General features: G+C 65.1%; 13 protein-coding genes. All 13 read left to right on the top strand.

Translation table 11 applies throughout. The features are described from left to right. Window positions 1-3: 3 nt before the first annotated feature. Window positions 4-624: a bifunctional 4-hydroxy-2-oxoglutarate aldolase/2-dehydro-3-deoxy-phosphogluconate aldolase gene (gene eda / locus ACY65G_RS29575; RefSeq protein WP_130187995.1), complete on the top strand. Its 621-nt coding sequence runs from the start codon at window positions 4-6 to the stop codon at window positions 622-624. A gap of 122 nt (window positions 625-746) precedes the next feature. Beyond that, window positions 747-1,202, top strand: a complete 456-nt coding sequence (locus ACY65G_RS29570; RefSeq protein ID WP_465000857.1) for a hypothetical protein — start codon at window positions 747-749, stop codon at window positions 1,200-1,202. Between the two features lie 105 nt (window positions 1,203-1,307). Next, window positions 1,308-1,550, top strand: a complete 243-nt coding sequence (locus ACY65G_RS29565) for a hypothetical protein (RefSeq protein ID WP_465000856.1) — start codon at window positions 1,308-1,310, stop codon at window positions 1,548-1,550. 257 nt (window positions 1,551-1,807) lie between these two features. Next, window positions 1,808-3,046, top strand: a complete 1,239-nt coding sequence (locus tag ACY65G_RS29560; protein WP_465000855.1) for a nidogen-like domain-containing protein — start codon at window positions 1,808-1,810, stop codon at window positions 3,044-3,046. A 367-nt stretch (window positions 3,047-3,413) separates the two neighbouring features. Next, window positions 3,414-4,538: a methyl-accepting chemotaxis protein gene (locus ACY65G_RS29555; protein ID WP_465000854.1), complete on the top strand. Its 1,125-nt coding sequence runs from the start codon at window positions 3,414-3,416 to the stop codon at window positions 4,536-4,538. Window positions 4,539-4,547: 9 nt separating this feature from the next. Beyond that, complete coding sequence (locus tag ACY65G_RS29550; RefSeq protein WP_465000853.1) at window positions 4,548-4,916, top strand: response regulator; 369 nt, start codon at window positions 4,548-4,550, stop codon at window positions 4,914-4,916. A gap of 58 nt (window positions 4,917-4,974) precedes the next feature. After that, window positions 4,975-5,295 (top strand): STAS domain-containing protein, encoded by a 321-nt coding sequence (locus ACY65G_RS29545; protein ID WP_465000852.1) that lies wholly within the window; start codon window positions 4,975-4,977, stop codon window positions 5,293-5,295. Further along, window positions 5,292-7,430 carry a chemotaxis protein CheA gene (locus ACY65G_RS29540; RefSeq protein ID WP_465000851.1) on the top strand — a complete coding sequence of 713 codons (2,139 nt, stop codon included), beginning with the start codon at window positions 5,292-5,294 and terminating at the stop codon, window positions 7,428-7,430. The genes ACY65G_RS29545 and ACY65G_RS29540 overlap by 4 nt, the downstream gene beginning before the upstream one ends. Window positions 7,431-7,464: 34 nt before the next feature. Beyond that, window positions 7,465-9,099, top strand: coding sequence for a methyl-accepting chemotaxis protein (locus tag ACY65G_RS29535; RefSeq protein WP_465000850.1), 1,635 nt, complete (start codon window positions 7,465-7,467; stop codon window positions 9,097-9,099). A gap of 60 nt (window positions 9,100-9,159) precedes the next feature. Next, entirely contained in the window at window positions 9,160-11,076 is a 1,917-nt protein-coding gene (locus ACY65G_RS29530) for a HAMP domain-containing methyl-accepting chemotaxis protein (RefSeq protein ID WP_465000849.1), read from the top strand. An 11-nt stretch (window positions 11,077-11,087) separates the two neighbouring features. Next, window positions 11,088-11,600: a chemotaxis protein CheW gene (locus ACY65G_RS29525; protein ID WP_465000848.1), complete on the top strand. Its 513-nt coding sequence runs from the start codon at window positions 11,088-11,090 to the stop codon at window positions 11,598-11,600. After that, a complete protein-coding gene (locus tag ACY65G_RS29520; RefSeq protein ID WP_465000847.1) occupies window positions 11,597-12,412 on the top strand; it encodes a CheR family methyltransferase in 816 nt (271 codons plus the stop codon). The genes ACY65G_RS29525 and ACY65G_RS29520 overlap by 4 nt, the downstream gene beginning before the upstream one ends. Window positions 12,413-12,496: 84 nt before the next feature. Continuing rightward, window positions 12,497-13,570, top strand: a complete 1,074-nt coding sequence (locus ACY65G_RS29515) for a protein-glutamate methylesterase/protein-glutamine glutaminase (RefSeq protein ID WP_465000846.1) — start codon at window positions 12,497-12,499, stop codon at window positions 13,568-13,570. The last annotated feature ends 29 nt before the right edge of the window (window positions 13,571-13,599 follow it).

Here is a 13,599-nt window from a genome sequence, read left to right as displayed (position 1 = left end):
AACATGAACCTGCTCGACATTATGCGTACCTCGGCCGTGATCCCCGTGATCGCGATCGACGATCCCGACCACGCCGTGCCCCTTGCGAAAGCGCTGGTCGCGGGCGGCATCCGCGTGCTGGAAGTCACGCTGCGCACGCAGCATGGCCTGGCAGCCATCCGCGCCATGAGCGAAGTGGAAGGCGCGATCGTCGGCGTGGGCACGCTGACGCAGCCGGAGGAATTCGCCGCGGCACGCGATGCCGGCGCCGTGTTCGGCGTGTCGCCGGGCCTGACCGATGCGCTGATCGGCGCCGCCAAGTCGTCCGGCCTGCCGCTGCTGCCGGGCGTGATGACGCCATCGGAAGTGATGAAGGCGCGCGAGCAAGGATTCAAACAGCTCAAGCTGTTCCCGGCCGTGCCGGCAGGGGGCGTGGGCATGCTGAACGGTATCGGCGGCCCGCTGCCGGACATCACGTTCTGCCCCACCGGCGGCATCTCGCAGGAAAACGCGCCGGCCTTCCTGGCGCTGAAGAACGTGGCCTGCGTGGGCGGCTCCTGGCTCACGCCGAAGGATGCGATGAAGGCGGGCGACTGGGCGCACATCACGGCCCTGGCCAAGGCGGCTAGCGCACTGCGCGGCTGATGTCCTTGTAGCCATGCGGACGAGACGGCGCCCATGGGCGCCGTCCGTATTTTTGCCCCACCGATTGCACAGGCTTGCAAGCGGGGGCTAGAATCAACGCCAGCCCTTCATACGGAGTGCCGATGACCGATCACCGCGACCTGCCCAACCCCGCCTTCACCCCCGGCGGTATTCCCACTCCCGGCTGGCGCTCCGGTACGGCATTGCTCGTGGCCGCCGTGGCTGCCGCGGCGCTGGTGGTGCTGGCATTGTTCTTCTGGCGCCAGCAATCCGATCCCGCGTTCGCGCCGGGCCCGCTGGGCGTGCGTTATGGCGTGCAATTGCAGAACGGGCAGATGTTCTACGGTGTGCTGCGTGAAGTTGGCCCGCGCCACTTGCGGATCGAGGACATCTACTACGTGCAGTCGTTCACCGCGCCCGATGGCCGGCAGGGCAACCGCGTCGTCAGCCGCCGGAAAAATGACTGGCATGGCCCGCAAACGATGACGATCCCGCTCGACAAGGTCGTCACCATCGAACAGGTCGGCGGCACTTCGCAACTTGCAAAGCTGATCGAGCAGGATAAAAAAGCCCCCTGAACAACAGTTCGGCGCATATTCCTTGCGCGGGATCAGGATGCGTTCTTCTTTCGGTTCGTACACTCGGGGATTCTTGAATTTCCGTAGAGCACCGAAAGGATCCTCATGTCTTCCACATTCCGTGTCGTCTTGCGTTCCCTGCGGCTGGCGCTGCCCGTCCTCGCGCTTGCGATCGGTCTCGCCTGCGGCGGCCTGGCCTGGCTGCTCACCGTGCCGGCCATGTTCCTGCTGGGCTACGGGTTCGGACATTCAGATGGTCGCCGGCCCGAGCCGCATGACATTCCCGGCAATGCCGAGTATGGCATCGGCGCCGCCCTGGCCGGCTTTACACCGGACGGCCACAAATAATCACGCGATAACACGACATTCTCACGTGAATCTCACGTGAATCTCACGTGAATCGCATATGAATCGCATGTGAATCTCACGCAATCTCACCCAATGCATAAGCAGATAAGCGTCGCGCCGATGAGTGTCGCTATTTGATTACATTTTTAACATAATTTATTGATAATAATTTCCTGTTGACGGTATGATAATGCGCCGCCGAAGGCTGGCCAGCCGTGCGGCGGCCCGGCGTTTTCAAAACCATCTCAGGGAATATAATGAAAAAATCTCTCATCGCACTGGCGGTGTTCGCGGCCTGCGCATCGGGCACGGCTGCTGCCGATACGCTGCTGTCCGGCCTGGGCGGCGACCGCGGTTTCGGCACCCGCATCATGGAACCGAACGACGACGAATCTTCCGAGCGCCTGGCACTGCCTTTCCAGATCAATTTCTTCGGCAACGCCTATAACAATTATTGGGTCAACAACAACGGCAATATCTCGTTCTCCGGTCCGCTGGAAGATTTCACGCCCGCGCTGTTCCCGATCTCCCAGGCCGCGATGATCGCTCCGTACTGGGCCGACGTGGACACCCGTAACCAGACGGACAACCTGCCCAGTCCGTTCATGAACAACGTCTACCTGGCCAACCCGGACAGCAAGACGGTCGTCGTTACCTGGGATACGGTCGGTTACTACAACCAGCACAACGACAAGCAGAACACCTTCCAGCTCGTGCTGCGTGACCAGTCGGCCACCAGCGGCCGCTCTGGCGATTTCGACATGGAGTTCCGTTACGGCCAGTTGGAGTGGACGACGGGCGATGCGAGCAATGGCAACAACGGCGTGGGTGGCCAGCCGGCAGTGGCTGGCTGGAACGCCGGTGCCGTCACCAATTCCTATTCGCTGATCGGTTCGGGTACGCAAAACGTCGTGGGCCTGGTCAACGACAGCAATGTGGGCACCGACGGCGTGTGGCGTTTCCAGGTGCGTTCCGAGGAACTGCCGGGCAGCGCGCCCTATAACCCCATCCTGCCAGGCAATGTCGACGACGGCACCGCCGGCTGGGTATTCGAGAACATCCCGGTCGGTACCGGCACGCCCGTGTGGATCGATCCGGTTGTTGCCACCGGCTACGACTATGCCGTCAGCGACGGTCCGCTCGTCAACGGTGTGACGCTGCTGCCGGGCGTGGGCGATGGCCGCTACGACATCTGGCTGTGGCAAGGCGGCGAATGGCAGCTGTTCGCGGGCGACGTCGCCGGTGGCGAGCACATCGAGTTCGGCCAGTCGGTCGACAAATTCCGTGTGACGGGCATCGAAACGTCCGCCGAAGTCAATCCGCTCAGCCCGATCGCATTCTCGACCGGCCTGTGGTTCGATGCCGTCGGCAACGCCACCGTCACGCAGACAGCGCTGACGGTCGAGGTATCGCCGGTGCCGGAACCGGCCACCTACGGCATGCTGGGCGCCGGCCTGGCGGTACTGGCCATGGCACGCCGTCGTCGCCGCGGCTGATCTTTCGGCAACACCCTTGAAAAGCCGGCTTATTGCCGGCTTTTTAATTTTGACAGTTTGCATGTCTTTCATGCATTACCGCGGCGGATATTCGTTGACTTAATATCCAGATGGACAGGAAAAATCTTCCTGACACTTCGTCAATTCTCAAAAAACTTCAATCAAGACAACACGTTAGTACTTATTCAATCGGTGTGGGTTTTATGCGACCGATTGCAACGAAATAGCTCGTGTGTCTTGCGCTGCGGCAATTACCTTGCAATCATGTGTTCCGTGCGATGCAGATCGCGTGCACAGCGGGATTATCCAAGCGGGTAATCGCCAAGACCTTTTTCCCACTTTTTGCCGACGAACGGAGCGACGCGTGATGCGCCAACGCCCCCTGCATTCCTGTTTTCCCCTGGCAGTGGCCTGCGCGGCCGCCTGTGCCATCGTGCCGCTGGCCGGCTGGCAGTGGCATGGCTTCGCCATGGCCGCCGCGCTGCTGGCCGGCGGCGGTCTGGCATTCTTTTATCACCCTGGCGCCGCGCCGCAAGCCGCTGCCGCCAAGGGCGACGACTACCTGGCGAGCCGCGCGTTCGCTGGCAAGGTGTCCGGCGTCTGGGCCTCGCACATCGATGCGTCGCGCACGCAGATGGAAACGGCGGTCGTCTCCCTGGTCGAACGTTTTTCGGGCATCGTCTACCGGCTGGAACAGGCACTGGCCGCATCCGGCGCGGCGCGCAACCACGAAGGCGGCAGCATCGTCGAGGTATTCGCCGCCAGCGAAAAGGAATTGCGTTCGCTGCTGGACATGCTGGCTGGCGCCGCCGCCAGCAAGCAGCAGATGCTGCAAAAGATCGAAGGGCTGCAGCAGATCACGACCCAGTTGCAGACGATGGCGGCCGACGTGGCCAGCATCGCAATGCAAACGAACCTGCTGGCGCTGAACGCGGCCATCGAGGCGGCGCGCGCGGGCGAGGCGGGGCGCGGCTTCGCGGTTGTCGCCAACGAGGTGCGCATGCTGTCGAACCGCTCTGCGGACGCGGGCAAGCACATCGCGCAGCAGGTCGGCCAGATCAGCGCGGCGATCGGCGCCACCTGCCTCGCGGCGAGCGACTCGATGCGCGCCGAAGGGCATGCGGTGCAGGCTTCCGAACAGATGATCGGCAACGTGCTGTCGTCGTTCCGCGGCGTGACCGATGCGCTGGTGCAGTCCTCCGACCTGTTGCAGCAGGAAAGCGCCGGCATCCAGGGCGAGGTGGCCGAAGCGCTGGTGCAGCTGCAGTTCCAGGACCGCGTCAGCCAGATCCTTTCGCACGTGCAGCAGAATATCGCGCGCCTGCCGTCCTACCTGGACGAGCAGGAAGCCGCGGGCACGGCGCGGCAACTCGATGCGCGCCCGTTGCTGGCCGAGCTGGAAAGCACGTACGCGATGGCCGAAGAACACACGCTTCACCTGGGCGGCGCCAAGCCGGCGCCGCAGCAGGAAGACGAAATCACCTTTTTCTAGGAGCTTCACATGGCAAAAACCATCATGGTGGTGGACGATTCGGTATCGATCCGACAGGTCGTCGGCATCGCACTGCGCCAGGCCGGCTACGACGTGATCGAAGGCTGCGACGGCGCCGACGCGCTGGCCAAGCTGACTGGCCAGAAGGTCAACCTGATCATCAGCGACGTCAACATGCCGAACATGGACGGCATCACCTTCGTGCGCGAGTTGAAGACCCGGCCGGCCTACAAATTCACGCCGGTGATGATGCTCACCACCGAGTCGCAGCAGGAAAAGAAGGCGCAGGGCCAGGCGGCCGGCGCGCGTGCCTGGATGGTCAAGCCGTTCAAGCCGGAAGCGCTGCTGGCGGCGGTCCAGAAACTGGTCATGCCTTAACGCGACATCGTATCGATTTCCCGCCATTCGGCGGGAGAACCATCCACGGAGAACCCCCATGAGTATTGGCGAGAGCCAAGGGCCTGTTGCCGCCCTCGCGGTCGAAGGCGAGCTGACGATCTATCGCGCGGCGGAGCTGAAGGACACGCTGCTGGACGCCGTGCGCCAGCACGCCGCGCCGGCATTCGACCTGTCCGCCGTGACCGAGTTCGACAGCGCCGGCCTGCAGTTGCTGCTGGTGGCGCGGCAGGAAGCCGCACGCCTCGGCAAGACGCTGCATGTGCAGGGCGCAAGCGCCGCCGTGTGCGATGTGTTCGCGCTGCTCGGCGTGCCGTTCGCCGGCATCGGCGCCGCAGTGGATGAAGGAGACCGGGCATGAATATGGACCAGGTGATGCAGACCTTCATCGCCGAGAGCCGCGAGCTGCTCGAGCAGATGGAAAACGCGCTGCTGGTGGTCGCGAACGACGGACCGGATGCCGTCAACGCGATCTTCCGCGCGGCGCACACGATCAAGGGCTCGGCCGGCATGTTCGGCCTCGATGCGGTGGTGGATTTCACGCACGTGGCCGAGAGTGTGCTGGACAAGGTGCGCGACGGTGCCGTGGCGGTCGACGACGCGCTGGTGGCGCTGCTGCTGGGCTGCTGCGACCATATCGGCCATCTCGTCGATGCGGTCGAGGCGGGCACGCTGGAAGGCGACGACACGCTGGCCGTCGCGGGCGCGCCGCTCGTGGCCGCGCTGCAGGGTTATCTCGACGGTGGCACCGCCACGGCCCATGCCGCCACCGCGGCCCCCGTGGCCGCGCCGGATGCAGGCAGTGCGGGGCAGTGGCATATCTCGCTGCGCTTCGGCAGCGACGTGCTGCGCAACGGCATGGACCCGCTGTCGTTCATCCGCTACCTGGGCCAGATGGGCACGATCACCGGCATCGCCACGCTGGCCGATGCGCTGCCGGCGGCGGACGAATTCGATGCGGAGTCGTGCTACCTGGGCTTCGAGATCGGCTTCCAGAGCAGCGCGGACAAGGCCGCCATCGACAGCGTGTTCGACTTCGTGCGCGACGATTGCCAGATCCGCATCCTGCCGCCGGAAAACCGCATCGCCGAATACCTTGCCTGGCTGGACGAAGTGCCGGACGAGCGCGAGCGCCTGGGCGAAATGCTGGTGCGCTGCGGCAGCGTCACGGCGCACGAACTGGAACAGGCGCTGGCCGTGCAGGCCGCCGGCGGCGCCGCCGGCGTACCGCTCGGCGAGATCCTCGTCGGCCAGGGCGCCGTGCTGCCGACCGTCGTCGAAGCCGCGCTGGCGAAACAGCGCCAGGCGCCGGAACCGAAGGCCGCGCCGGCGGAAAGCCGTTCGATCCGCGTCGACGCGGACAAGCTGGACCGCCTGATCAACCTGGTGGGTGAGCTGATCATCGCCGGCGCCGGCGCCAACCTGATCGCCCGCCGCACGCAGATCCCGGAACTGCTCGAATGCACGTCCACGCTGTCCGGTCTCGTGGAAGAAGTACGCGACAGCGCGCTGCAACTGCGCATGGTGAAGATCGGCGCCACGTTCAACCGCTTCCAGCGCGTGGTGCACGACGTGTCGCGCGAGATCGGCAAGGATATCCGCCTGCAGGTCTCCGGCGAGGACGCGGAGCTGGACAAGACGGTGGTCGAGAAGATCGGCGACCCGCTGACGCACCTGGTGCGCAACGCGATGGACCACGGCATCGAGCCGGCCGACGTGCGCCTCGCGCGCGGCAAGCCGGCGCAGGGCACGGTGGCGCTGAACGCCTACCACGATTCGGGCAGCATCGTCATCGAAGTGTCCGACGACGGCGGCGGCCTGAAACGGGAGCGCATCCTCGCCAAGGCCATCGAACGGGGCCTGGTGGAACCGGGGCGCGTGCTGTCCGACAAGGAAATCTTCGGCCTGATCTTCGAGCCGGGCTTCTCCACGGCGGAACAGGTGACGAACCTGTCCGGCCGCGGCGTGGGCATGGATGTCGTCAAGCGCAACATCGTCGCGCTGCGCGGCAGCGTGGAAATCGCCAGCACGGAAGGGCAGGGCACCACGGTGACCGTGCGCCTGCCGCTGACGCTGGCGATCATCAACGGCTTCCAGGTCGGCGTGGGCAAATCCGTGTTCGTGATCCCGATGGACATGGTCGAGGAATGCGTGGAGTTCCGCGACGACCAGGAACGAGATTTCATCGACCTGCGCGACCAGCCGCTGCCATTCGTGCGGCTGCGCGAACGCTTCCGGCTGTCGGGCGGGCCGGTGCGGCGCCAGAGCATCGTCGTCGTGCGCCATGGCAGCAGCCGGGCAGGCCTCGTCGTCGATTCGCTGCTGGGCGAGTTCCAGACCGTGATCAAGCCGCTCGGCAAGGTGTTCGCCGGTGCGCGCTTCCTGTCCGGCTCGTCGATCCTCGGCAACGGCGACGTGGCGCTGATCCTCGACATGGCCGCGCTGCTGGCGGGCGTCGAGAGCGAGAACGAGAACACTTCCCGGGCTGCGGCCTGAATTATTGAATTCACTTGTTAATTTGGAGAGCGATATGCTCAAGAATATGAAAATCGGTATCCGGCTCGGGCTGGGTTTCGGCGCCGTGCTGGTGCTGCTGCTTGCCATCGCGCTGCTGGCGATCAGCAGGATGGAAGCCATGAACAAGGCGAGCGAAGAAATCACCGCCGACGCCTACCCGAAAGTGGTGCTGGCCAAAGACCTGATCCGTGACGCGGTCGACCTGCCGCGCCAGATGCGGGGCATGCTGCTGGCCGATAACGCGGGAGAAGTGGAGCGCTATCGCAAGCAGGTCGACAAGCTGCGCGGCAATGTCGTGGAACGCCTCGCCGAGCTGACGAAAGTGGTGGCCAGCGACAGCGGCAAGAAAATGTTGAAGGAGATCACTGATCGCAATGCCGCGATGGAACCCCTGTACAACCGCTTCTATACGCTGGTCGGCGGCGACCGGCAGCAGGCAGCCGCATTCGTCAGCAACGACGTGGTGCCGGCCGTGCGCGATTTCACCGAAGCGCTCAATGCACTGTCCAAGCACCAGAGCAACAAGATGCAATCGCTGGCCGTCGAGGCGAGCCAGACCTATGAGGAAACCCGGCGCCTCGTGATCGCCATTACCGGCGGCGCGCTGCTGCTGGCCATGTTCGTGGCGCTGGCGATCACGCAGTCGGTGACCCGCCCGCTGCGCCAGGCCGTGGGCGTTGCCGACCAGCTGGCGGCCGGCGACCTGACCGTGGCGATCGGCGACACGTCGCGCGACGAAACCGGACAACTGCTGGCGGCCATGAAGAACATGGTCGGCAAGCTCACGCACGTGGTATCCGAAGTCAACGCCGGCGCGCAGTCGCTGGCTTCGGCCTCCGAGGAAGTATCCGCCACGGCGCAGTCGCTGTCGCAGGCCGCTTCCGAGCAGGCCGCCAGCGTCGAGGAAACGTCGGCCTCGCTGGAACAGATGACGGCATCGATCTCGCAGAATACCGAGAACGCCCGCGTCACCGATGGCATGGCCACCCAGGCGGCGCGTGAAGCGTCCGAAGGCGGCGAAGCCGTCAAGGCCACCGTGACCGCGATGAAGCAGATCGCCAAGCAGATCGGCATCATCGACGATATCGCCTACCAGACCAACCTGCTGGCGCTGAACGCGGCCATCGAGGCGGCCCGCGCCGGTGAACATGGCAAGGGCTTTGCCGTGGTGGCGGCCGAAGTGCGCAAGCTGGCCGAGCGCAGCCAGGTGGCGGCGCAGGAAATCGGCGAAGTGGCGACCAACAGCGTGGAACTGGCCGAACGGGCCGGCAACCTGCTGGACCAGATGGTGCCGAACATCCGCAAGACGTCCGACCTGGTGCAGGAAATCACGGCCGCTTCCGAAGAGCAGTCGGCCGGCGTCGGCCAGATCAATGCCGCTGTCGGCCAGATGAGCCAGGGCACGCAGCAGAACGCCTCCAGTTCCGAGGAACTGGCGGCCACGGCCGAGGAAATGAGCGGCCAGGCCGAGCAGCTGCAGCAGGCCATGGGCTTCTTCAAGCTCGACGGCAATGCGGCCCAGCGCAAGCCGGCCAGCCGCGCCACCGTGCTGCGCGTGGCGTCCGCCGCGAAACGCGGCAGCCCGGCGCAATTCCCCGCGTTCGCCGCCGAGAACGGCGTGAACGAAGAGAGCTTTACCCGTTTCTGATTTTCATTTCGATCTTTTCTGATTTTTTCAGCCAGCGGCAGGAGCCGCAAGGAGTTCTAGATGTTTCGTAATCTCAAAGTAAGCGTGCGCCTGGCCCTCGGCTTCGGTGTCGTCAGTATCCTGCTGGCGGCGATCGTGCTGCTGGGTATCCGCAGCTTGGCCAGCGTCAGCGCCAACGTGGACGAGCTGGTTGCCGACAAGTATCCCAAGGTGGTGCTGGCATATAACCTGATCGATAACATCAACGACGTTGCGGTATCGATGCGCAATATCGTGATTTTCGACGACCAGGATGTGGCGCGCCGCGAACTGGCCGCCATCGAAACGTCGCGCACGGCTTCGCGGGAAAATATCGGCAAGCTGCAAAAGCTCATATCCTCCGCCCAGGGCAAGGAGGCGCTGGAGAGCATGCTGGAGAGCCGCGAGAAGTACCGCGTGGTGCAGGAGGAATTCCTGCGCTTCGTGGCCGAGGGCAAGCGCGCAGAGGCACGCGATGTGCTTGTCAACAAGCTCGAAGCAATCCAGTCGTCGTATCTCGACACGATCCGCAAGCTCATTGCCCACCAGGACAGTTCGATGAACGACTCCGGCAAGGCGGCCGCGGCGGAATACGTGACTGCCCGCGACCAGATGACGCTGCTGGGCGCGCTGGCAGTGCTGATGGGCATCGGCATGGCGTTCTGGATCACGATCAGCCTGACGCGCACGCTGGGCGGCGAGCCGGCCTATGCGGCCGAACTGCTGAAGCGCATCGCCGACGGCGACCTGTCCGGCGAAGTGGCGACCCGCAAGGGCGACTCCGCCAGCATGCTGTTTGCCGTGGCCCAGATGGTGGGCAAGCTGCGCCAGGTGATCGCCGGCCAGCGCGCCGTGATCGAAGCGGCCAACCGCGGCAATTTCGAGGCCCGTGTCGACACGACCGGTATGCTGGGCTTCCAGAAAGAGATGGGCGATGGCCTGAACCAGCTGGTGACGACCACCGGCGCGAGCATCGACGACGTGGTGCGTGTGATGTCGGCCCTGGCCGAAGGCGACCTGACCACCCGCATCGACAAGGAGTACCACGGCGCGTTCGGCAAACTGAAGGAATACTCGAACGACACGATGGACAAGCTGGCACAGGTTGTCGGCGACGTGAACGCCAGCGCGCAGTCGCTGGCTTCGGCCTCCGAGGAAGTATCCGCCACGGCGCAGTCGCTGTCGCAGGCCGCTTCCGAGCAGGCCGCCAGCGTCGAGGAAACGTCGGCATCGCTGGAACAGATGACGGCATCGATCTCGCAGAACACCGAGAACGCCCGCGTCACCGATGGCATGGCCACCCAGGCGGCGCGCGAGGCGTCCGAAGGCGGCGAAGCCGTCAAGGCCACCGTGACCGCGATGAAGCAGATCGCCAAGCAGATCGGCATCATCGACGATATCGCCTACCAGACCAACCTGCTGGCGCTGAACGCGGCCATCGAGGCGGCCCGCGCCGGCGAACATGGCAAGGGTTTCGCCGTGGTCGCGGCCGAAGTGCGCAAGCTCGCCGAGCGCAGCCAGGTGGCGGCGCAGGAAATCGGCGAAGTGGCGACCAGCAGCGTGGAACTGGCCGAGCGTGCCGGCAACCTGCTGGACCAGATGGTGCCGAACATCCGCAAGACGTCCGACCTGGTGCAGGAAATCACGGCCGCTTCCGAAGAGCAGTCGGCCGGCGTCGGCCAGATCAATGCCGCTGTCGGCCAGATGAGCCAGGGCACGCAGCAGAACGCCTCCAGTTCCGAGGAACTGGCGGCCACGGCCGAGGAAATGAGCGGCCAGGCCGAGCAGCTGCAACAGGCGATGAGCTTCTTCCACCTCGCCAATACCGATGGCGCAAGGGTGCTGGCCAAGGTGCGCAGCGGCGGTACCCGCCTGGCACGCCGCGGCAACGGCCTGCGCCCGGCGGACGGCTTCGCCGCGCAGGGCGAGGTCGACGAAAAGAACTTCACCAATTTCTGATGGAGCGATCCATGAAGCACACCAAGCAAGACAGCGGCGCAATGGCAAACGAATCCGCGCAATACCTGACCTTCATGCTGGGCGGCGAATCGTTCGGCATCGGCATCATGGCGGTGAAGGAGATCATCGAGTTTTCCGGCATCACCGAAGTGCCGATGATGCCCGAGTCGATCCGCGGCGTGATCAACCTGCGCGGCGCCGTGGTGCCCGTGATGGACCTGGCGGCCCGCTTCGGCCGGCCGCTGGCGGTGCCGGGCAAGCGCACTTGCATCGTCATCGTCGAACTGGAAGCGGACGGCGAGCGGCAGGTGACGGGCGTGGTGGTCGACGCCGTCAGCGCCGTGCTGGACATCGCGCTGGCCGAGATCGAGCCGGCGCCGTCGTTCGGCACCCGTATCCGCGGCGATTTCATCGGCGGCATGGCCAAGGTGAACGGCAAGTTCGTGATCCTGCTGAACGTGGCGCAGGTGCTGGCACTGGACGGACTGGCCATGCTGGCCGACAGCGAAGCACAGGCGGCATGAGCGCCATCGCCATCAACGAGCGCGAGTTCGCGCGCTTCCAGCACTTCATCCACGACATCGCGGGCATCACGATGTCGGACGCGAAGAAGGCGCTGGTCAGCGGGCGGCTCGCCAAGCGGCTGCACCACTTCGGGCTGGACAGCTACGATGCGTATTTCGAAGTGCTGGCGGGCGGGCAGCATCCGGAGGAGACCCAGGTCGCCGTCGACCTCCTGACCACCAACGAAACCTACTTCTTCCGCGAGTCGCGCCACTTCGAGCTGCTGCGCGAAGCGGCGGCCGCGCACGGAACGGGCGGCAACACGCCGTTTCGGGTGTGGAGCGCGGCCTGCTCGTCCGGCGAGGAGCCGTACAGCATCGCGATGGTGCTGGCGGACGTGCTGGGCAACGCGCCATGGGAAGTGATGGCGTCGGACATCAGCACGCGGGTGCTGCAGCGCGCCCGCGTCGGGCATTATCCGATGGAGCGCGCCGCGCACGTGCCGCCCGACTACCTGAAGCGCTTTTGCCTGAAAGGCATCCGCGAACAGACCGGCACGCTGCTGGTGGACCGGGCGCTGCGCCAGCGCGTGCAGTTCCGGCAGGTGAACCTGAATACGCAGTTGCCGAACGAGCTGGGCATGTTCGACGTGATCTTCCTGCGCAATGTGATGATCTACTTTAATGCCGATACCAAGCGCCAGGTGGTGGCCCGCGTGACGTCGCGCCTGAAGCCGGGTGGCCAGTTCTTCATCGGCCATTCCGAAAGCCTGCACGAGATCAGCAACGCGGTGCAGCCGGTGGTGCCGTCGGTGTACCGGAAGGCAGCGTAACAAACCGCGCCGCATGGCCCGCATGGGCTAAGCTTACGTTGTAACGGCTCGTGCCTGCGGGCTTTCCTGCGTTCCTGGAAACCTATGAATCCTATCAATGTGATGGTCGTCGACGATTCGGCCGTGGTGCGCAAGATCGTCGGCGAAATGCTGGCGGCGGCACCGGGGATCCGGCTGCTGCACGCCGTGTCCGACCCGCTGCTGGCGATCGAGCGGATGAAGCAGCAGTGGCCGGACGTGATCGTGCTGGACGTGGAAATGCCGCGCATGGATGGCATCACGTTCCTGAAGAAGATCATGGCCGAGCGCCCGACACCGGTGATCATCTGTTCGACGCTGACCGACAAGGGCGCCCAGACCACGATGGCGGCGATGGCGGCCGGCGCGGTGAACGTGATCGCCAAGCCGAAGCTGGGCCTGAAAGACTTCTTGAACGAGAGCGCCGCCGAACTGGTGGGCGCGATCCGCGCCGCCGCCCACGTCAACGTGCGCCGGCTGTCCCAACGCGCCGCTACCCCGGCGCAGGCGCCGGCCAAGCTGACGGCGGATGCGATCCTGCCACCGGCGTCCGATGTCCGCACGCCGCTGCAGACCACCGAGCGGGTGGTGGCGATCGGCACGTCCACCGGCGGCACCCAGGCGCTCGAGGAAGTGCTGACGGCGCTGCCGCGTGTCACACCCGGCATCGTGATCGTGCAGCACATGCCGGAAAAATTCACGGCGGCGTTCGCGGACCGGCTCAACAAGCTTTCCCAGATCGAGGTGCGCGAGGCGCAGCATGGCGACCGCGTGCTGCCGGGCCGCGCGCTGATCGCGCCGGGCGGCAAACACATGCTGCTGCGGCGCGACGGTGCCCGCTATTACGTGGACGTGATCGACGGCCCGCTGGTCAACCGGCACCGGCCGTCGGTGGACGTGCTGTTCCGCTCCGTGGCGAAACATGCCGGCGCCAATGCGCTGGGCGTCATCATGACGGGCATGGGCGACGACGGCGCCGCCGGCCTGCTGGAAATGCGCAAGGCCGGCGCGCGCACCGTGGCGCAGGACGAGGAAAGCTGCGTGGTCTATGGCATGCCGAAGGAAGCCGTCAAGCGCGGCGGCGTGGAAAAGACCGTGCCGTTGAAGGCGATCGACCGGGAGATATTGCAGCAGCGGTGATCGGCCGGCATGCCGGGTTGGCCGACATG

This window comes from Pseudoduganella sp. jia 12, assembly GCF_055502675.1.
The sequence above is the reverse complement of the archived record's forward strand: the minus strand, read 5'-3'. Positions and strand labels throughout refer to the sequence as shown.

Bases quoted from the DNA above. Each gene is read 5' to 3' on its own strand.
- ACY65G_RS29550 (WP_465000853.1), top strand. From the start codon at position 4,548: ATGGCAAAAACCATCATGGTGGTGGACGATTCGGTATCGATCCGACAG.
- ACY65G_RS29565 (WP_465000856.1), top strand. From the start codon at position 1,308: ATGTCTTCCACATTCCGTGTCGTCTTGCGTTCCCTGCGGCTGGCGCTG.
- ACY65G_RS29520 (WP_465000847.1), top strand. From the start codon at position 11,597: ATGAGCGCCATCGCCATCAACGAGCGCGAGTTCGCGCGCTTCCAGCAC.
- ACY65G_RS29560 (WP_465000855.1), top strand. From the start codon at position 1,808: ATGAAAAAATCTCTCATCGCACTGGCGGTGTTCGCGGCCTGCGCATCG.
- eda (WP_130187995.1), top strand. From the start codon at position 4: ATGAACCTGCTCGACATTATGCGTACCTCGGCCGTGATCCCCGTGATC.
- ACY65G_RS29530 (WP_465000849.1), top strand. From the start codon at position 9,160: ATGTTTCGTAATCTCAAAGTAAGCGTGCGCCTGGCCCTCGGCTTCGGT.
- ACY65G_RS29525 (WP_465000848.1), top strand. From the start codon at position 11,088: ATGAAGCACACCAAGCAAGACAGCGGCGCAATGGCAAACGAATCCGCG.
- ACY65G_RS29535 (WP_465000850.1), top strand. From the start codon at position 7,465: ATGCTCAAGAATATGAAAATCGGTATCCGGCTCGGGCTGGGTTTCGGC.
- ACY65G_RS29555 (WP_465000854.1), top strand. From the start codon at position 3,414: ATGCGCCAACGCCCCCTGCATTCCTGTTTTCCCCTGGCAGTGGCCTGC.
- ACY65G_RS29545 (WP_465000852.1), top strand. From the start codon at position 4,975: ATGAGTATTGGCGAGAGCCAAGGGCCTGTTGCCGCCCTCGCGGTCGAA.
- ACY65G_RS29515 (WP_465000846.1), top strand. From the start codon at position 12,497: ATGAATCCTATCAATGTGATGGTCGTCGACGATTCGGCCGTGGTGCGC.
- ACY65G_RS29540 (WP_465000851.1), top strand. From the start codon at position 5,292: ATGAATATGGACCAGGTGATGCAGACCTTCATCGCCGAGAGCCGCGAG.
- ACY65G_RS29570 (WP_465000857.1), top strand. From the start codon at position 747: ATGACCGATCACCGCGACCTGCCCAACCCCGCCTTCACCCCCGGCGGT.